The organism is Quisquiliibacterium sp., from assembly GCF_982640115.1.
In genome coordinates, this window is sequence record NZ_CEXFHW010000068.1 from 1 (window position 1) to 18,600 (window position 18,600).

At 68.9% G+C, this 18,600-nt stretch carries 20 protein-coding genes; 11 read left to right on the forward strand and 9 right to left on the reverse strand.

All coding sequences use genetic code 11. The features are described 5' to 3' along the window. Window positions 1–647 (reverse strand): hydroxyacylglutathione hydrolase (gene gloB, locus AC2H6A_RS09520; RefSeq protein WP_484272928.1); only part of this gene is annotated, 647 nt, incomplete at its 3' end. Between the two features lie 24 nt (window positions 648–671). On the opposite strand from gloB, the gene AC2H6A_RS09525 reads away from it, so the two are divergent. After that, window positions 672–1,514, forward strand: a complete 843-nt coding sequence (locus tag AC2H6A_RS09525) for a class I SAM-dependent methyltransferase (RefSeq protein WP_484272929.1) — start codon at window positions 672–674, stop codon at window positions 1,512–1,514. Next, window positions 1,511–1,972, forward strand: a complete 462-nt coding sequence (gene rnhA, locus AC2H6A_RS09530) for a ribonuclease HI (RefSeq protein ID WP_484272930.1) — start codon at window positions 1,511–1,513, stop codon at window positions 1,970–1,972. The genes AC2H6A_RS09525 and rnhA overlap by 4 nt, the downstream gene beginning before the upstream one ends. A gap of 14 nt (window positions 1,973–1,986) precedes the next feature. Here rnhA and AC2H6A_RS09535 read toward each other — a convergent pair whose 3' ends face one another. Then, window positions 1,987–3,165, reverse strand: a complete 1,179-nt coding sequence (locus AC2H6A_RS09535) for a pyridoxal phosphate-dependent aminotransferase (protein ID WP_484272931.1) — start codon at window positions 3,163–3,165, stop codon at window positions 1,987–1,989. Between the two features lie 127 nt (window positions 3,166–3,292). Between AC2H6A_RS09535 and dnaQ the strand changes: the two genes are divergently transcribed. From dnaQ to AC2H6A_RS09570, 7 genes are all read left to right on the forward strand, one after another. Then, complete coding sequence (gene dnaQ / locus AC2H6A_RS09540) at window positions 3,293–4,018, forward strand: DNA polymerase III subunit epsilon (protein ID WP_484272932.1); 726 nt, start codon at window positions 3,293–3,295, stop codon at window positions 4,016–4,018. A gap of 133 nt (window positions 4,019–4,151) precedes the next feature. Then, window positions 4,152–5,015 carry a PA14 domain-containing protein gene (locus AC2H6A_RS09545; protein ID WP_484272933.1) on the forward strand — a complete coding sequence of 288 codons (864 nt, stop codon included), beginning with the start codon at window positions 4,152–4,154 and terminating at the stop codon, window positions 5,013–5,015. 23 nt (window positions 5,016–5,038) lie between these two features. Further along, complete coding sequence (locus tag AC2H6A_RS09550) at window positions 5,039–5,452, forward strand: hypothetical protein (protein ID WP_484272934.1); 414 nt, start codon at window positions 5,039–5,041, stop codon at window positions 5,450–5,452. Beyond that, complete coding sequence (locus tag AC2H6A_RS09555) at window positions 5,449–6,717, forward strand: glycosyltransferase (protein ID WP_484272935.1); 1,269 nt, start codon at window positions 5,449–5,451, stop codon at window positions 6,715–6,717. The genes AC2H6A_RS09550 and AC2H6A_RS09555 overlap by 4 nt, the downstream gene beginning before the upstream one ends. Beyond that, the gene (locus tag AC2H6A_RS09560; RefSeq protein WP_484272936.1) at window positions 6,714–8,498 is read left to right on the forward strand and encodes a tetratricopeptide repeat protein; all 1,785 of its coding nucleotides are present in this window, start codon (window positions 6,714–6,716) and stop codon (window positions 8,496–8,498) included. The genes AC2H6A_RS09555 and AC2H6A_RS09560 overlap by 4 nt, the downstream gene beginning before the upstream one ends. An 88-nt stretch (window positions 8,499–8,586) precedes the next feature. After that, window positions 8,587–9,792 (forward strand): DUF2863 family protein, encoded by a 1,206-nt coding sequence (locus tag AC2H6A_RS09565; protein ID WP_484272937.1) that lies wholly within the window; start codon window positions 8,587–8,589, stop codon window positions 9,790–9,792. A 298-nt stretch (window positions 9,793–10,090) separates the two neighbouring features. Further along, window positions 10,091–10,309 (forward strand): acyl-CoA carboxylase biotin carboxyl carrier protein subunit, encoded by a 219-nt coding sequence (locus tag AC2H6A_RS09570; RefSeq protein WP_484272938.1) that lies wholly within the window; start codon window positions 10,091–10,093, stop codon window positions 10,307–10,309. A gap of 17 nt (window positions 10,310–10,326) precedes the next feature. Here the strand turns inward: AC2H6A_RS09570 and AC2H6A_RS09575 are convergent, their stop codons facing one another. Then, window positions 10,327–11,334: an NADPH:quinone reductase gene (locus tag AC2H6A_RS09575; protein ID WP_484272939.1), complete on the reverse strand. Its 1,008-nt coding sequence runs from the start codon at window positions 11,332–11,334 to the stop codon at window positions 10,327–10,329. Window positions 11,335–11,424: 90 nt separating this feature from the next. Further along, window positions 11,425–13,134 (reverse strand): N-acyl-D-amino-acid deacylase family protein, encoded by a 1,710-nt coding sequence (locus AC2H6A_RS09580; RefSeq protein ID WP_484272940.1) that lies wholly within the window; start codon window positions 13,132–13,134, stop codon window positions 11,425–11,427. A gap of 158 nt (window positions 13,135–13,292) precedes the next feature. Here AC2H6A_RS09580 and AC2H6A_RS09585 point away from each other — a divergent pair, with 158 nt between their 5' ends. Next, window positions 13,293–14,249, forward strand: a complete 957-nt coding sequence (locus tag AC2H6A_RS09585) for an alpha/beta hydrolase (protein ID WP_484272941.1) — start codon at window positions 13,293–13,295, stop codon at window positions 14,247–14,249. Then, window positions 14,246–16,171, forward strand: coding sequence for an alkyl/aryl-sulfatase (locus AC2H6A_RS09590; protein ID WP_484272942.1), 1,926 nt, complete (start codon window positions 14,246–14,248; stop codon window positions 16,169–16,171). Before AC2H6A_RS09585 ends, AC2H6A_RS09590 begins: the two co-directional genes overlap by 4 nt. Window positions 16,172–16,183: 12 nt before the next feature. Here AC2H6A_RS09590 and AC2H6A_RS09595 read toward each other — a convergent pair whose 3' ends face one another. From AC2H6A_RS09595 to AC2H6A_RS09615, 5 genes are all read right to left on the reverse strand, one after another. Then, complete coding sequence (locus AC2H6A_RS09595; RefSeq protein ID WP_484272943.1) at window positions 16,184–16,861, reverse strand: HupE/UreJ family protein; 678 nt, start codon at window positions 16,859–16,861, stop codon at window positions 16,184–16,186. Then, window positions 16,858–17,595, reverse strand: coding sequence for a nitrile hydratase subunit alpha (locus AC2H6A_RS09600; protein WP_484272944.1), 738 nt, complete (start codon window positions 17,593–17,595; stop codon window positions 16,858–16,860). The genes AC2H6A_RS09595 and AC2H6A_RS09600 overlap by 4 nt, the downstream gene beginning before the upstream one ends. Further along, window positions 17,588–17,893 carry an SH3-like domain-containing protein gene (locus AC2H6A_RS09605; RefSeq protein ID WP_484272945.1) on the reverse strand — a complete coding sequence of 102 codons (306 nt, stop codon included), beginning with the start codon at window positions 17,891–17,893 and terminating at the stop codon, window positions 17,588–17,590. The genes AC2H6A_RS09600 and AC2H6A_RS09605 overlap by 8 nt, the downstream gene beginning before the upstream one ends. Before the next feature lie 13 nt (window positions 17,894–17,906). Further along, window positions 17,907–18,230 (reverse strand): hypothetical protein, encoded by a 324-nt coding sequence (locus tag AC2H6A_RS09610; protein ID WP_484272946.1) that lies wholly within the window; start codon window positions 18,228–18,230, stop codon window positions 17,907–17,909. A 15-nt stretch (window positions 18,231–18,245) separates the two neighbouring features. After that, a partial coding sequence (locus AC2H6A_RS09615; protein WP_484272947.1) for a hypothetical protein occupies window positions 18,246–18,600 on the reverse strand: 355 nt, incomplete at its 5' end.

Here is an 18,600-nt window from a genome sequence, read left to right on the forward strand (position 1 = left end):
CGAGCCTGGGCCTGGGCCAGCCGCGCCTGCAGCGCGGCATTCTCGGGGTCGACTGCCGCCGCGAACCGCAGATTGGCCAGCGTGTACTCGTGCGCGCAGTAGACCCGGGTGGCATCGGGCAGGGCGCTCAGCCGGGACAGGGAATCGAGCATCTGCGCCGGGGTGCCTTCGAAGAGACGCCCGCAGCCACCAGCGAACAGCGTGTCGCCGCAGAAGAGCGCGGGCGAATCGCCGTCGTCAAGCTGCTCGGCAAAATAGGCGATGTGTCCCCGGGTGTGGCCGGGCACGGCGATCACGCGCAGCTGCAGGTCAAGCGGCGCCAGGCTCACGCGGTCGCCTTCGTCGAGCGGGTGGTCTACCCCCTCGATGCGCTCGCCTTGCGGACCGTACACCGGGCATGACCAGCGGGCTTTCAGGGCGAGCACGCCGCCGGCATGATCGCGGTGATGGTGTGTGAGTAGAATCGCGTTCAGCGTCAGGCCTCGGGAGGCCAGGGCTGTTTCGATGGCCTGGGCATCACCCGGGTCAACCACCGCGGCCCGACGATGATCGGGCGACAGGACGAGCCAGAGATAGTTGTCATCGAAGGCGGGTACCGCCACCACTCGGCGGTGCGGGTCCGGGCAGAAGACGAGGGAGTCAGTCATGGCGGGGCGACCCTGTTCGGTGCGATGAACGAGTCCGATTATAGGCAGGCGCCCGGCCAGGCCTCCGGTCCGCAGGCCTGGCAGCGCTGGTTCGATTCGCCCCCGGGCCGTTATCTGCTGGCCTGGGAGCAGGCCCAGTGCGACCTGCTGGTTGACGAGGTGTTCGGTTTCTACTCGGTGCAGTGCGGTCTGCCGCAACTCGACAGCTTGCGGGCCAGCCGCATCGCCACCCGGATTGGCGCCTTCACGGGCACCGCCCCCGCCCGCGCCGACCCTGCCGGTGAGGGGCGGGCACTCGTCCAGGTCGCTCACTTCGGCGAACTTCCCTTTGACAGCCAGAGCATCGATCTGCTGGTGCTCCCGCATGTGCTCGAACTGGCCACTGACCCGCATGCGGTGCTGCGCGAAGCCGACCGCGTGCTGCGCCCCGAGGGGCGTCTGATTGTCACCGGGTTCAACCCGGTGAGCCTGTGGGGCGCCCGGCAGCTCATGCCGGGCTGGATGGCGCCGCCCTTTCTGCCGGTGGGCGGGCAGTTCATCGTGGCCCCGCGGCTGCGCGACTGGCTCAAGCTGCTCTCCTTCGAGACAGCGCAGGCGCGCTATGGCTGCTTCCGGCCGGCCTGCCGCAGCGAGGCCTGGCTGGCCCGCTCGGCCTTCCTCGAGCGTGCCGGCGATCGCTGGTGGCCGGTGTGCGGCGCGGCCTACACCCTGTCGGCGGTCAAGCGGGTGCGGGGCATGCGTCTGGTGGGCGTGGTGCGCCGGCTGGCGCCGGTGGCTGCGCCGGTGGGCGCGGCCCGGGTGCGCCAGACGGCTTCCGGCCGCAGCGGCACGGCCCGCGCATCGGGTCGCGGTAGCATCCGGCCATGACCGACAAGCCCCACACCGATGCCGACACCGTGCAGATCTATACCGATGGCGCCTGCAAGGGCAACCCCGGCCCTGGCGGCTGGGGGGCGCTGCTGCAGGCGGGCGGACACGAGCGCGAACTGTTCGGCGGTGAACCGCTGACCACCAACAACCGCATGGAGCTGCTGGCGGTCATCCGCGCCCTGCAGGCGCTCAAGCGGCCTTCCCGGGTGGTCATCCACACCGACTCGCAGTATGTGCAGAAGGGCATCTCCGCCTGGATCCATGCCTGGAAGGCCCGCGGCTGGATGACCAGCGATCGCAAGCCGGTCAAGAACGCCGACCTCTGGCGGGAGCTCGACGGTCTGGTTGGCGGGCACCGGATCGACTGGCGCTGGGTCCGCGGCCACGCCGGCCATCCCGGCAATGAACGGGCAGACGCCCTGGCCAACCGGGGCGTGGGCCAGCGATCCGACTGAGCCCGCCGCTCGGCTCAGCGCCTCAGGTGCGCGGCCAGTCGCGCCGCGCCCTCCTGCAGCATGGGCACGGGCTTGGCGAAGCACCAGCGCAGCCATCCCTCGGCCTCGGCGCCGAAGGCAGCCCCGGGCGCCAGGCCCAGACCACTCTCGCGTACCAGTGCCTTGGCCAGGGCCACGCTGTCGCTCATGCCGGCCACCCGGATGAACAGGTACATCGCGCCGGGAGGCGCGCCGGCGGTCACCCCCTCGATGCCGGCCAGTGCGGCCACCAGCGCATCGCGCCGCTTTCGCAGACCATCCACGAAGGCATGCACGCCCGGTTCCCCCTGTGCCAGCGCCGCCACGGCGGCCTGCTGCACAAAGCCGGGTGCGCACGAGGTGTTGAACTCGATCAGTTTGCCAAGGTCGTCCTCGAGCGCGGTCGGGGTCACCAGCCAGCCCAGGCGCCAGCCGGTCATCTGCCAGGCCTTGGAGAAGGTGTTGGCCACGATCACCCGGTCGTCCGGGCCGGTGAAGTCGAGCGCCGAGGGGGCGCAGCGCGAGCCGTCGAAGACCAGCCGTTCGTAGGCTTCGTCCGACAGGATCCAGATGCCATGTTCCCGGGCTCGCTCCACCACCGCCTGCCACTGCCCGGCGGTCATGGTCCAGCCGGTGGGGTTGGCGGGCGAGTTGATGATCACCGCCCGGGTGCCCGGTGTCAGCTCGGCCAGCAGGCGCTCCAGGTCGAGCTGCCACAGACCCTGTTCGTCCGGCTGCAGGGGCACTCGGACCACCTCCGCGCCCAGGATGCGCGGTATCTCGGTGAGATTCGGCCACAGCGGCACCACCGCCACCACCCGGTCGCCGGGCGAGAGCACAAGCTGGGCGGCGAGCATGAGGGCGTTCACCCCGGCGCTGGTCACCGCGATCCGGCGCTCGTCGAGGGTGCCGTGCAGCCCGCCGAGGTAGTCAGACAGCGCGGCCCGCAGTGCCGGGATGCCGAGGTTGTGAACATAGAAGGTGTCGCCGCCCGCGAGCGCCGCTGCCGCGGTCTCGCGGATGAACGCCGGCGTGACCGCGTCGGGTTCGCCGAACCAGAAGGGCAGCACGCCGGGCTGGCCGAGTCCGGCATTGGCCACCTCGCGGATCCGCGAGGCGGGCAGGTTTCGGATCGCCTCGCGGGCGAGGGCAGGGTGGGCAGGGCGCTCAGGCATGGTCGGATCCGCGCGGCGAATCGTGCACGATAGCAGGCCGCGCCCGCCGGTCGCGGGCTCGACAGGCGTGAACCCCGGACGCCCCCAGGGGCTGTGCTAGATTGCTCCGATCACCCTCGAACAGCCCATGCGACAAATCGTCCTCGACACCGAAACCACCGGCCTCACGGTCGAAGACGGCCACCGCATCATCGAGATCGGCTGCGTCGAGGTCATCAACCGGCGCCTCACCGGCCGGCACCTGCATCTGTACCTGAACCCGGAACGCGAGGTCGACGAGGGCGCGCGCGCGGTCCACGGCATGTCGCTCGACATGCTGCTCGACAAGCCCCGTTTCCCGGAGGTGGCTGCGGAGCTGATCCGTTTCGTCGCCGACGCCGAGGTGCTCATCCACAACGCGAGCTTCGATGTCGGCTTCCTCGATGCCGAGCTCGCCCGGCTGGGGCTGCCGTCGTTTGCCACCGGCTGCCGCGTGACCGACACGCTGCGTCTGGCGCGCGAGCTGCATCCCGGCAAGCGCAACTCGCTCGATGTGCTCTGCGAGCGCTACGGCATCTCCAATGCGCATCGCAAGCTGCACGGCGCGCTCCTCGATGCCGAGCTGCTTGCCGATGTCTATCTGGCGATGACCCGCGGTCAGGACAGCCTGGAGATTGCGCTGCACGGCGGATCTGCGCAGAGGGTTGCGTCAGGTGAATCTTCCGGATGGCCGCCCGTCGGCCTGCGGGTGGTGTCTCCGCTGCCGGAAGAGAGGCAGGCACACCTCGACTACCTGGCTGGGGTCGCCAAGGAGATCCGGCGGCCGGCGCTCTGGAGCAGCCTCGAGCCCGCCGATGCCGCCCCGTCGGCGTGACATAAGTCCGGCAAACGAAAAAAATGTGACTTAGTTCCGCAGTCACACCGTTCGTCCGTGCTAAAAAGCCATTCATCGGGCCCGGGTGCGAGTGTTGCACCTGTCACGGGCGCCGCCACTGATTGAGGTCAACATGAAGCGTCTTGCCCTTTCCGCGATCGGCCTTGCCATGACTGCCCTGGCCGGCGTCACCCACGCCGACATCACCGTGAACCCCACCTTCGCCGGTCCGGCTGATGCGGGCACGGGGGCCAATGCCACCTTCATCGCCATCGATGGCAACTGGAATAGCAGCACGGTGCTCTGGAACGAGACCACCCGCCAGTACGGCAACGATCCCAGCGCCGCGGGTTTCGCCCCGATCGGCTCTTACGCCTGGGGCACCGGTCTGTGGGGTCGCGCCGACTGGCAGACGATCAACGCGCCGGGCAGCACCGTGCCGGTGCTGACTTCCGCGTCGATGCTGGCGCCCGTGATCAACTACGGCAACAACTGTTTCAACCAGAGCTTTGCCCCCGGCATTCCGATGGCCCAGCCGTTCCCGGTGTCGGCAGCGCCCTCGGCCTGCCCTCCGGGCGCCGCGGTGGCCGACAACCTGAACAACTGGACCTCGCGCTTCACCGGCTTCATCCGCATCACCACGCCGGGCGCCTACAACTTCAGCGTGCTCTCTGACGACGGCTTCTTCTTCGACCTGTACGGTGCGGGTGGTGCCAAGCAGTCCATCCAGCGCGATTTCCTCAACGCGCGCAATGTCGACAGCTTCTCCCAGAACCTGGTGCTGAGCCAGGGCCTGTACCAGTTCGAACTCGGCGCCTGGGATCGCCTCGAGGCGGGTGCCGTTGATCTTCGCTGGCGGCTGCCGGGCGCGACCGATTTCACCCTCATCCCGGCGCAGAATCTGGTCGCCAGCGTGAGCATGCCGGGCACCATGGCGCTGGGCGCCATTGCCGGTCTGTTCGGCTGGGCCGCCCGCCGCCGCCGTCCGGCCGCCTGATCGCCGGATCGCAGTCGTGATGCATGGCCTCCGCTGATCGTCATCTCCCTCGGGAGTACCCGGAGCGCCACTCCCCGCCGCTCACCCTGCTGCAGAAGGTCGGCCACTTCCTGCTCGTGCTGGGCGGCTGGGTGCTGTTCATCTGGATGTGGTCCCTGGTGGTCTCCCGGCCCTGGGACAGTGGCCCGCTGGTGCTGCTGCTGGTGCTGTCGATCATTGCCGCGCCACTGATCACGCTGCTGTGGATCTTCCACAACATGGGGATCTACAAGCGCAAGGGGCCCCGCAAGGGCATGCGCGAGGTCAAGCCGGTCTATGACGTCGACTGGACCGGCCGCGAGGTCACCGCCGACTGGGATGCGCTCAGCCGCTCGCGGGTGATCGTCATCGAGATCGACGAGTTCGGCAAGAATTACCGGGTGGCGAGCACACGATGACTCCTTTGCAGGAGTTCCTGATCGCGGTCCAGGCGACCACGATCTACTGGTGGGCGCTCTTCTATTTCGCCGCCTACCCGATCGTCACCAGCGTGATGTGGATCACCACCTCCTGGATGTTCCGCCTGCGCTGGGAGGACACCTCGCACGAGATCGTGGCCCCGCCCAATGGCTGGCCTCCGGTCACGGTGATCATTCCTGCCCACAACGAGCAGGCGGTCATCCGGCAATCGCTCGCATCGGTGATCGCGCTCGACTATCCCGACCTCGAGATCATCGTGGTCGACGATGGCTCCACCGACCAAACCTTCGATGCGATGATCCCGATGCTGCCCGGGCCGTCGGTACGGGTGGTTCGCAAGCTCAACAACGAGGGAAAGGCGCTGGCGCTCAACGATGTGCTGCCGCTGGCGCGCGGAGAACTGCTGCTGATTCTCGATGCCGACGCCCAGCCCGAGCCCGACATGCTGCTCTGGATGGTGCCGCACTTCACCCACGGTCGGGTCGCGGCGGTCACCGGCAATCCCCGGGTGCGCAACACCAACTCCTTCCTCGCGCGCCTGCAGGCGATCGAGTTCTCGTCCATCGTCAGCCTGCTGAGGCGCTCTCAGCGGATCTGGGGCCGGATCACCACGGTCTCCGGGGTGGTGACCATGCTGCGCAAGAGCGCAGTTTTCGATGTCGGCGGCTTCAGCCCCAACATGCCCACCGAGGACATCGAGCTCACCTGGAAGATGCAGAAGCGCTTCTACGACATCCGCTACGAGCCGCGTGCCATCTGCTGGATGACCGTGCCGGTTTCGCTGCGCGGTCTGTGGCGCCAGCGGCTGCGCTGGGCCCGGGGTCTGATGCAGGTGCTGCGCAAGCACCATGATGTGGTCACCCGCTGGCAGCTGCGCCGGATGTGGCCGGTGTTCACCGAATCGGTCATGTCCACCCTCTGGTGCCTGTGCTTCGTGGCCCTCACGCTGATCTGGTTGCTGTGCCTGGCCACGGGTCTGCCGCCGGCCGGCGCCACGCCGATGCCCAACCTCTGGGGCATGACCATCGGCACGATCTGCCTGATCCAGCTGGCCGCGGGGGCGCTCATCGACCGCCGATATGACCCGTTCATCAGCCGGTACTACCCCTACGCGGTCTGGTATCCAATCATCTACTGGATGCTGCTCGCGCTCTCGACCACCTGGGCGCTGCCCTATCTGCTCAAGCGGCCGGGCAAGGATTCCATCACCTGGAACACGCAGCGAAAGGGCAAGGGTGCATGAGTCGAAGGCTGTCGCGGTTGTGCTGGTTGCTGCTGGCCGGATTGTCGGTCGCGCCGGCGCTCGCCCAGGCCAGCGGCTACACGGTGCGCGCCGGCGGCGTCATCGTCGATCGCCCGCCCCGGCCTGAGGTCATTGCCGACCTGGGCACCGCCCGGCAGCTGGCACAGGCCAGGGACTATCAGGCCGCGCTGCCCATGTACCTGATGCTTGCAGCGTCGGACCCCAACGATGCCGAGATGGCCATCGAAGTCGCCCGGGTGCTCGGCTTTGCCGATCGCAACGCCGAGTCGGCTGCGCTCTATCGGCGGGTGCTTGCGCAGGCACCGCAGCGCCGGTCCGAACTGCTGCCCAGCCTCGCCTGGCAGACCGCCTGGGCGGGCGATGCCGCGCAGGCCGAACCGCTGTTCCTCGAGGTCGCGCAGGCGTCCATCTACGATGAGCCGGTGCGCGCCGAAGCCTGGCGCGGTGCGGCCGAGAGTCGCCAGAACCTGGGCCGGCTCAGCGAGGCGCTCGAGGCCTACGACCGCGCGCTCGCCCTCAAGCCCGATGACCGCAACATCGCCCGCAAGCGCGCGCAGATGCTGCTCTGGACCGACCGCCATGCCGAGTCGATCTCGGCCTACCAGGCGCTGGCCGCGTCCGACCCTGCCGATCGCCTCACCCAGCTCGGTCTCGCCCAGGCGCTCAACTTTGCGGGACGACACCGCCAGGCGCTTGCCATCTGGCGCGACATCGACGCGCCTGCGAGCCCCGACGAAAAGCGCGAAGTCGCGCGCGGTCTGCGCTGGGCCGGCTTCGAGGATCTCGCCCATGACACCCTGCAGGGTGTCGATCTGCCTGATGCCGCCTGGCTGCGCAACTGGCGAACCAGCCGCGAGACCGCCCGCAGCGGATGGGCTGCCTATGAATGGGCACGCGACCGTGATTCGCTGATCATCAGCGCGCTCACGCTGGGCGGGCTGGTGCGTCCGCAGCGCGGCCACACCCTGGAGTTCGCCTGGCGACGGGCCTCGATCAGCGAACCGGCGGCGTCTCTGGATGCCGACCGGCTGACGGCGTCCTACGGCTGGCGCCTTGGCGATCCCTACACCCGCTGGGGAACCCTCTGGCCCAGCCTGAGCGTCTCGGCCAACCGCTACGCCGGATGGTCGCCGCTCACCGGTGCGGCTCGGCTGCGCTGGATTCCCCGCGATGGCCTGCGGCTGGACGGCGAGCTCGGCCGGGAGACCATCGAGAACACCACGGCGCTGGCCAACCGCGTCACGGTGGCCACCACCAGTCTGGCGGTCGACTGGCGGCCGCTGCCACGCTGGAACGCCGGTGGCAGCCTTGCGTTGCTGCGCTTTGACGACGGCAATGTGCGCACCCGGGTCACCGGCCGTGCCGACTATGCGCTGCGTTTCTCGCCCAAGGTGGTGGTGGGCATGGAAGGCCAGCTCTTCAGCAGTTCCGATCCCACCAGCGACAGCCGCGCTGCGCGGGGCTACTGGAATCCGAAGCGCTACAACGAGGCGCGGGCCTATGTCGGGCTCTATCACGACTTCAACCCCTGGGAACTGCAGGCCCGGGTTGGCGTGGGTGTGTCCCGCGAGGTCGACGGCTTCGGCAATCAGAGTTCCGGCAATCCCAACGTCTGGGAACTCAGCATGGGGCGGGACATCACGCCCACCTGGCGCGCGCGCTTCTATGCGGGTGGCTCGGGCAGCAACTTCGCCGCCGGCAGCGGCGGGTCGGGCTACTGGCGCCGCTTTGCCGGCGCATCGATCACCGGCTGGCTCTGAGCCTGCGCGGCCAGGGCTGTCGGCTCCTGCCGGGCCGATCGGCTACAATCGCGGGTTTACCCGAGCGAGTTTTCGCCCCCGAGGCCCGATGAAAGAAGCCAGACACCCCCGCGGCCTGCGCGAGCGCAAGTCCCATCTCTCGCCGGATGCCGAGCGGCTTGTCGCGGCTGCACTCGGGCTGTCGAATGCCGGCAGCAGAACCGAGGATCGCTTCTGGGAAGCCTCGCTTTCGGCCCGGCTCGAGAAACTCCTCGATGGTGGCCATGCCCAGCCGGTGGAAGACGCACTCGAGCGCCTGAACCAGACCGACACCGAGGCCTACAGCGCCCTCATCGAGGCGGTTGAAGATGCGAGCGAGGCGCTCACGCTCGAGATCGATGGGCAGCCCTGGCAATGTCTTCTGGTCTGTGCGCCGCTGGTGGTCTGGACCCGTTTTCGCATTCCGTCCGGCCCCATCGCCAGCGATGTCGCGCTCACGCTGGCCACCCAGTGGCAGGCCCATGCCCTGGCGTCGCAGGCGCGCTTCCGGATCTCCCCCTGCCTGTACAGCATTGACCAGCTGCCGCGCGACTTTGCCGAGATGCGCCGCCTCACGCGCCGCCTGGGCAGCAGCGCAATCACCGGTCAGTCCGCACGGCTGGACCTGAAGTCGCTGCCCGACACCGCAGACATGCTGGCCGATACCCGGTTCCTGATCGGTGTGGTGGCGGCGCCCGTCGGCATGCCGCTGTTCCGCTGGCAGGAGACCGACGCAGCCGGCCATGCCGGCCGTGTGCACTGTCTGGAGCAGTGGATCGCACAGGGTCGGCCCAGCCTTGAGCCGCTTTTGGCCGGCTGCGGCTTCGAGTGCCTGCTGCCCGACGCCTACCACATCAATCTGCGCGAGGCCGATCGCCGGGTGCGGCCCTACGCCATCCGTGCCGCCATGCACCTGCTCACCCATGCACTGGGGGTCAAGCCGGCAGAGATCACCGCCGCGATCGCGCCCTTCGGGCAGGATCGGGTCGATGAATACCGGATCGGCCTGTCGCTGGGTGAATCCGAGGAGGTCGCCCAGGGCGTGGTCTGGCCGCTGCTCGGCGCCGAGAGCGATCAGGACGACCCCTCGCCGCTCGAACAGATCCGCGCCACCCTGCGGGAGGCTGGCATCACCGAGATCCGCTTCTGGCCCGACCTGAACGAGCCCGACTTCTGCGAAGACTGCGGCAGCCCGCTCTACCCGAACGGCAAGGGCGAGATCGTGCACGCCGACATGCCCGAAGACATCGAGCCCGAGACCACGCACTTCCACTGAGGCACCCATGGTCGGGAGGCGGTGGCCCCCCCCATGGCCTGCGCGGGCAGGCCCGTGCAGCGCCTCTGGTCCGGCGTTGCGCATTCTCAATGCCGAAGGCATCGCGCCTCGCTACGCTGTCCGAACACCGTCCTCCTGGTGATTTTTCGGGCAGACCGGCCAGCCCTGGCCTCTCTGCCCTTTCTTTTTTCGGTGACTGAGCGCGGGTGGCGTGGCGGCGCAGGCCGTGGCCTGGGTCCCAGCGTCTATCATCAGGTCTTCAGCGACCGGGCCTGCAGGGCCCTCAGGGAGACGACAGATGGCGCGAGTTCAGGTGGTGAGCGAAGTCAGCGGTTCGGTCTGGAAGATCGAGGCTGCCGCCGGTGCCGAACTGGGCGCAGACGACACGATCATGATCATCGAGTCGATGAAGATGGAGATCCCGGTGAGCAGCCCGCGCGCCGGTCGTCTGGTCGAGATCAGGGTTGCCGAGGGCGAAGCGGTCAAGGAGGGGCAGGTCGTCGCGGTCGTGGAGTGACCCGCCGCCCGCCCATGTCAGCCCGTCGGCGGGTCGATGCCCACCAGCACCTTGCCGACATGGCTCATGCTTTCCGTGGCCTCATGGGCCAGCGCGGTGTCCCGCATCGCGAAGCGCTGGTAGAACTGGTGGCGCAACTCGCCGTTGGACAGCGCGTTGTTGATGAACATGGCCGCATCGTCGTGCGCCTGCTGTGACATCGCATAGACCAGCACGAAGCGCACGGTGATGTCCTTGGCCAGCATGGGCCAGAACGGAATGGCCGGTTCCGGCACGGCATCGGAGGCGTAGGTCGCGATCACCCCGCCGGGCCGCAGCAGCGGCAGGTTCACCGGCAGGTTCTGACCGAAGGCCACCTCGATCACCCGATCGATGCCCTGTGCTTCGCCGGTGATCTCCCGCACCCGAGCCACCACATCTTCCTGGCGATAGTTGACCACCTCGTGGGCGCCCGCCGCGCTCGCCTGGCGCGCCTGTTCGTCGCGGCTGACCGTGGCGATGACCCGGGCCGCGCCGGCAAGGCGGGCGATCTGGATCGCATAGAAGCCCACCGCCCCCGCGCCACCGTGCACCAGCACGGTCTTGCCCAGCACCGGACCGTCGGCCATCACGCAGCGGTGGGCGGTCATGGCCGGAATGCCCATGCAGGCGCCTGCGTCGAAGTCGGCACGGGCCGGCAGCGGCACGGCCTTGAAGGCAGGCACCACGCTGTACTGCGCGCAGGTGCCGTGCGGCCGGCCCTGGGTGGCTTCGTAGATCCAGACCCGCTGACCCACGCGTTGAGGGTCGACGCCGTCGCCGACCGCATCGATCACGCCGGCGCCGTCCTGGTGGGGAATCACCACGGGGAAGGGCATGGCCAGATTGCCGCGCGCGCCGCCGCGGTTCTTGGTGTCGGAGGGGTTGACCGCCGAGACATGCACCTGCACGCGCACCTCGCCGGCTGCGGGAGCGGGCAGCGGCCGTTCGCCGAACTGCAGCACTTCCCGCGCAGGACCTTTTCGTTCGTACCAGACGGCCAGCATGGTGATCTCCGGAAGCGTGCAGCAGGGTGCGCGGCGAATGACACCGCGGGGATCAGGGAGGGGTCGGTTCAGCGGCGCTGCGGTCGTGGTTCAGGCGCGCACCAGTCGGCCCGGGAGCACGCCGGTGGCCTCGCCATGGCGATACACGACCTGGCCCGACACGATGGTCGCGTCATAACCGGTGGCGCCCTGCAGGAACCGGCGCCCGCCCGCAGGCAGATCGCGATGCACCTGAGGTGCCTGCACCGCGAGGTTCTCCAGGTCGATGACATTGATGTCGGCCTTTTGGCCCGGTGCCAGCGCGCCGCGGTCGGTGAGCCCCACCGCCCGCGCATTGCGCGCCGACAGCAGGTTGACCAGCAGCGGGATCGGCAGGCGGCCGTGATCGCGCCTCACGCCCCAGTGGCTGAGCAGGTAGGTGGTGAAGCTGGCATCGCAGATGGAGGCGACATGCGCGCCACCATCGCCCAGACCAAAAAGCGCGTTGGGATGGCTGAGCTGTTCGGCGCAGGTGTCGAGATTGCAGTCGGCGTAGTTGGCGAACGGCGCCAGCAGCAGCGCGCTGCCGTCGTTCTCGAGCATGAGGTCGTAGGCGGTGTCGAGCTCGGTTCGGCCGGTGCGTTGCGCGATGTGCGCCACCGATTTCTCGAGGGGAGGCTCGTAGTCGGGGGGCGAGCCCAGGCCGAAGACCCGTTCGTAGTCATAGGGCTTCCCATCGACGCGCAGGAAGGGATGCTCCAGCGACTCGGCGAGGATGCGCGCGCGGATCTCGGGCGTGCGCATGGCGGCGGCCATGGCAGCGGGCGCGAGCGTGGCCCGCAGCTGCAGGAAGGTGGGAGAGCCATGCACCGGGCTGCGGTTGGCGAGCAGCCCGAAAAGCACGCCGACCGCGCGCGGCGCAACCTGCGCGGCGATGCGCGTGCCGGACTGCGACTCGGCCTCGATGCGCGCCAGGGTCTTGCGCCAGTCTTCGGGCTTGCGATGGCTCTGGGCGAGCGAGATCGACACCGGGCGGCCGCTGTCGCGCGCGATGCGAAAGACCATGCCGAGCTCGTCGCCCTGGCTGTAGGCCATGTCGGAGATGATCTGGATGACACCCTTGCCGGCATCGGCCAGGCCGCGACCGATGCCGATCAGCTCGTCTTCGCCGGCCTTCAGCGAGGGCGTGGGGTCACCCTTGATGCTGCGGTGGTTGAGCGAGCGGGAGGTGGAAAACCCGAGGGCGCCGGCACGCACCGCGTCGCGGGTCAGTTCGCGCATGCGGGCAATGTCGGTTTCGTTGGCCGGCTCGAGGCGCGCGGCGCGCTCGCCCATCACGTAAAGGCGCAGTGCGCCATGCGGGAGCTGAGCGGCGACATCGATGTCGCGCGGCACGGTGGCCAGGAAGTCGAGGTAGTCGCCGAAGGATTCCCACTGCCAGCTCAGGCCCTCGTGCAGGGCCGCGCCCGGAATGTCCTCGACACCTTCCATGAGCTCGATGAGGCGGTCGTGATCGGCCCGACGCACCGGCGCGAAGCCCACGCCGCAGTTGCCCATGACCGCGGTGGTCACGCCCTGCAGGCTGGAGGGCTGCATGCGCTGGTCCCAGGTGGCCTGACCATCGTAGTGGGTGTGGATGTCGACGAAGCCGGGCGTGACCAGCCGGCCGCGGGCGTCGATCTCCTCGGTGCCTGTGCCGCCGAACCTGCCGATCGCGGTGATCCGGCCCCCGTTGATGCCGATGTCACCTTCCTGCAGCGGGCCGCCCAGGCCGTCGGCCAGTGTGCCGCCGCGGATCACCAGGTCGAATGGCTTGCTCATGGCGGAAGTCCTCTCGTGGGGGTGGGTCAGGGCGGCGCCCCCGGGCGCGGCCGGCCGATCAATTGATGATACTTGCGTTTCCCGGGCGCCGGTATGCTCACGTCCCGATGCCGTTTCGCGGCCGTGCCGCCCTCTGATCCACCCTGCGGAGACACTCCATGCCCCTCGATGCCGAGATCGCGAAGATCCTGCCGCGCATGCCCCTGCGCGATGTCCCGACCATGACGCCGCAGAGCGCGCGCGACTCGCTGCTGGCCATGGCCCAGGCCCGCAACGACCAGCCCTTGCCCGACCCCGGCCGGGTCGATGCGATCTCGCTGCCCGGCCCGGCCGGCGCGATTCCGGCACGGGTCTATCGCACCGCGCGCAGCGCCGCGCCCACGGTGGTGTACTTCCACGGCGGCGGCTGGGTGGCAGGCGATCTCGACACCCATGACCGCGCCGCCCGCATTCTCGCCATCGAACTCGATGCCACGGTGGTCAGCGTCGATTACCGGCGTCCGCCCGAGGCCCGCTTTCCGGCGGCCTTCGACGACGCGTTCGCCGCCGTGCGCCATGTGGGTGCCAATCCGGCTGCCTTCGGTGGTGCGGGCCAGCCGCTGGGTGTGGCCGGTGACAGCGCCGGCGGCAATCTCGCTGCTGCTGCAGCGCTCGCGGCGCGCGATGGCGGGCCGCGGGTGCACGCCCAGCTGCTGGTCTACCCGGTCACCGATGTCACCGGCCACTTCCGCGATGCCGCCATCAACCGCGCCTATCCCTCGCGTGCCCAGAACGCCGAGGGCTATTTCCTGTCGCTGGCGGTGATGCAGTGGTTCTCCGACCACTACCTCGGCGCAAGCGGCCTGGCGGCTGATCCGCGGGTCTCCCCGCTGAAGGCGGGCAGCCTGGCCGGGCTGCCGCCCACGGTGCTGTGTACCGCCCAGTTCGATCCGCTGCGTGATGAGGGCGAGGCCTATGCCGCGGCGCTGCGGGCCGCGGGGGTGCGGGTGATGGAGCACCATGGTTCGGGGCTCATTCATGGCTACTTCGGCATGGGCGCTGCGGTGCCCGCCGCCGGCGAGGAAGCCCGACGGGTGCGGGCCGACTTTCGCCGCCTGCTCGAGCAGGCGGCGTGAGCGCCGCCGGTGATGCCGGCGCGCCGATGAAACCGGCCAGCGCCCACACCTGCTGTCTCAACCGGAAGGTGTTCAGCGAGCTCGACTTCTCCGACCAGGAGTCCTTCGACGATGCCGGGCGCGGCCTGATCGGCAGCATTCCCGATGCGCGAATCGTGGGCGGGCGAGGGCAGGTTGTCTGGGACCTTGCCAGCTTCGGCTTCCTCGAGGACGAGCAGGCGCCCGACTCGGTCAACCCCAGCCTGTGGCGACAGGCGCGGCTGAACCGGCTGCACGGGCTGTTCCGGGTCACCGACCGGCTCTACCAGGTGCGTGGCTTCGACCTCGCCAACATGACCATCATCGAAGGCGACAGTGGCATCGTGATCATCGATCCGCTGATGTTCACCGAGACCGCAGCCGCGGCGCTGGCGCTGTATCGCGCCCATCGCGGCGATCGGCCGGTGCGTGCGGTGATCTATTCCCACAGCCACACCGACCACTACGGTGGCGTCGAGGGCGTGATCACGCCGGCGCAGGCCGCCAGCGGCGAGGTGGCGGTGATCGCGCCCGAGGGCTTCATGCACGAGGTCATCTCGGAGAATGTGCTGGCCGGCGTACCGATGCGCCGGCGCGCGATGTTCCAGTTCGGCCCCACCCTGGCCCGCGGCCCGCTCGGGCATGTGGACAGCGGCCTGGGCAAGGTCACCGGACGCGGCACCCAGAGCCTGATCGCGCCGAACCGCATCGTCAGCGAGCCGACCGAGACCCTGGTCATCGATGGCATCGAGGTGGTCTGCCAGCTCACGCCCGAGACCGAGGCGCCGGCGGAGATGAACTTCTTCTTTCCGCAGCTCGGGGTGCTGAACCTGTCGGAGAACGGCTGCCACACCATGCACAACCTGTGTCCCATCCGTGGCGCCAAGACACGGGACGCGCTGGCCTGGTCCAAGTACCTCGATCAGGCGCTCGATGCCTTCATCGACCGCACCGAGGTCTGCATCGCGCAGCATCACTGGCCCACCTGGGGCCGCGAGCGGGTGCGCCGCTTCATCAGCGAGCAGCGCGACATGTACCGCTATCTGCACGATCAGACCCTGCGGCTGATGAGCCACGGCCTGACGCCCAACGAGATCGCCGAGTCGGTGCGCATGCCGGCCTCGCTGCGGGCGCGCTGGCACGCGCGTCCCTACTACGGCGCGGTCGAGCACAATGTGCGGGCGGTCTATGCCCACTATCTCGGGCCCTACGACGGCAACCCGGTCAACCTCAATCCGCTCTCGCCGCAGGCGCAGGCGCAGCGCTACCTCGAGTACATGGGCGGTGCAGACAGCGTGCTGGCGCGCGCACGCAAGGACTTCGACGCCGGCGATTACCGCTGGGTGGCGCAGGTCTGCCACCACCTGGTGTTTGCCGACCCGGCCAACCGGCCGGCCCGCGAGCTCTGCGCCGATGCCCTCGAGCAGCTGGGCTACCAGAGCGAGTCATCCACCTGGCGCAACGCGTATCTGCTTGGCGCGCATGAGCTGCGCAAGGGCGCACCCCGGCCACCCGCCGGTGCGCAGGGCGGGGTGGCGCCGCGGGTGGTGGCGATGATGCCGATGCCGATGTTCTTCGATTACCTCGCCATCCGCATCAACGGACCGAAGGCGGAGGGACTCAGCCTGCGCATCGACTGGCGCATGACCGATGAAGGCGGCTGTCATCGGCTGAGTCTGAGCCACGGTGCGCTCAGTCACGCCGAGGGCAGCCATGGCGAGGCCCGTCAGGCCACGGTGCTCGCTGACCGTACCGCGCTGGGCGCGCTGCTGTCGGCCGGCAAGCGCTTCTCGCAGGCGCTCGAGGAGGGCCTGCTCGGGGTGGACGGTGAGCGCCAATCGGTGGCGGCGCTCTTCGGTGTGCTCGACGATTTCTCGCCGATGTTCAACATCCTCGAGCCCTGAGGCGGCTCATGCTCAGGCGGCACCCACCAGCAGCCACGTGCTGGCGCCGGCGAGAGCGAACGCGAAGGCCCTTGCCGGCAGACGCAGGCGCGTGCGCAGGGCCGGCGTGAGCCGGCTGGCCGGCAGCCACACCGCCATCAGCAGTCCGGCCTGCAGCAGCGCCAGTCCGGCGAGATAGGCCAGCACCGGCGTGGGCTCCGCGCCCACCACGGCTTCACCATGGACGAGCCCGTGGACGAGACCGGCCAGCCCCGCCGCCCCTGTCCAGCGTGTACCGGCCGATGCGTTACGAGCACCGGCGCCGATGCGGGAAAGACCGAGCACGAACGCGGGCAGCAACAGACTGAGCGCGAGTGCGGCATCCTGCAGGGGCAGGCTCAGGCCGGCTGCGCCGGCCACCGTGCCGATCAGGCCGGCAACCAGGAACAGGGTGAGCAGGCGCATGCCCTGCCTGCGCGCCACGGGCAGGCAGGCGATCGCAGCAGCGCTGCCCAGCAGGAAGAGCAGATGGCCGGGTTCGATCAGCGGATGCCCGAGGCCTGAGAGCAGGCCCTCCATCAGGGTGGCTGGCGTCTGCCCGCCCATCGGGTGATGCGCCAGGGCGGGTGAGGCGCCGAGCGCCAGCACGAGCGTGGTCGGCAAAGCGCCGCGGCAGGACACGGTACCGGACGGTGCGGACGGGTGGGTCATGACTGGGCCTCGGTGGGCGTGATGGGAGACAGCGCCTGCGCGACGCCGATCATGCTGTCGCGGCTGACCAGTCGGGCGAGGGCGTCTTCACTCAAGCCCTCGGTGCCCTCGGGTCTTCGTGGCAGCACGAGAAAGCGCATGTCCGCGGTGCTGTCATGCACGCAGATCGCGGTGCTGGCGGGAAGATGAAGCCCGAATTCGGCGAGCACGGATGCCGGTTCGCGCACGGTTCGGGCCCGGTAGGCCTTGCTGATGTACCAGGACGGGGGTTGGCCCAGGATCGACCGTGGATAGCACGAGCACAGCGTGCACACGATCAGGTTGTGCTCGGCCTCGGTGTTCTCCACCACCACCAGTTGCGCCTCGCCCACCCTGATGTCGAGCTCGGCCGCGGCGTCCTTGCCGTTGGCCAGAAGTCGTGCGCGGAAAGCCGGATCGATCCAGGCCCGGGCCACCAGCCTTGCACCGAGGTGCGTGCCGGGCGCCTCGAGTTTCTGGATCTCGAGAGTGACTTCACCTGCCGACAGGATCCCGCGTTCGATCAGCAGGGCCTGCAGGGCATCGACCATCTGCTGTCCGAGCAGGTTGCCCTCGCCGTCCTCGATCACCAGGGCATCGTGCTCGTGGGCGTGGCCATGCGCCCGAGGATGGTCGTGCTCATGGGCGTGCTCATGGTCGTGCTCACGGCCGTCATGATGGTCGTGTCTCGGTGCGGGTGATGGCGGCTCAGCCATGGGACTCTCCGTGCTCGGCTTCGAGCCAGTGGTCATAGATCTCGATGCACAGCGCATCGTCGGGATGGCGGCGGTGTTCCGGCCAGAGTTCGCGCATCGGGAACCGTACCCGGTAGAGCGGCACCACCTGGCCGTCGGTTCGGCCCACGGCCAGATCTTCCGGGTTGAGGAACCAGCCGCAGCACTGGATGATTTCGCCGCACTGGCCGAGGATGTAATCGGGAGTGCGCACATGGCCGGGCTTGCGCAGGTCACGCACCCGGACCCGGTCGCCGAGTCTGAAACGCTGACGCGACATGGCTTGCGCTGCCTCAGCCTTCCCGGCAGGGCGTGGACCAGCGGTCCTGAACGCTGCTCAGCGCCGCCTCGAACTCCTCGCGGGTGAACAGCCCCTTGGCAACGAGGGTGTCGATCATCGCCTCGAGGCGCCGGCGGTAGAACGAATAACGCTGGTACTTGTCGAGCCCGAAGGACTCGAAGCCGTGACGGATCTCGTCGAGCGAGATCACCCGGCGAGCGCCGTCGCCAAGCAGATTGCGGATTGCCTCGGCCTGCTTCTCCCAGTGCTGGAAGGGCAGTTCCACCTGCGGAATCGGACCGGCCGGCAGGCCGCCGATGTCGTGATAACCGCTCATGTCGTCGCTCCCGGATCAGGCCAGGTCGGCGGGCTTGAGCAGCACCGAACGGACATCCATGCGGTCCTTGAGCACGCCCTCCTTGTGGAAGACATCGACCAGCGCCTGATAGGAGCGGATGTCGGTGTCGTTGAGCTCGTTCCAGGCGCGCAGGTAGGGCTGGGCGATGATGCGCACACTCTCGCCGCGGATCGCGGTGTACTTCGCGAAGTAGGGGCGCACCCGGTCGAACTCGGTGTTGGCAAGACGCGTGGCCTGGTCGAGCACCTGTACCACCTTTCGTGCCACCTGCGGCCGCTCCTTGATGAAGCGCGTGGTCAGCAGCGAGACGCCGGAATAGAAGGGATCGGCGATGACACTCGCGCAGGGG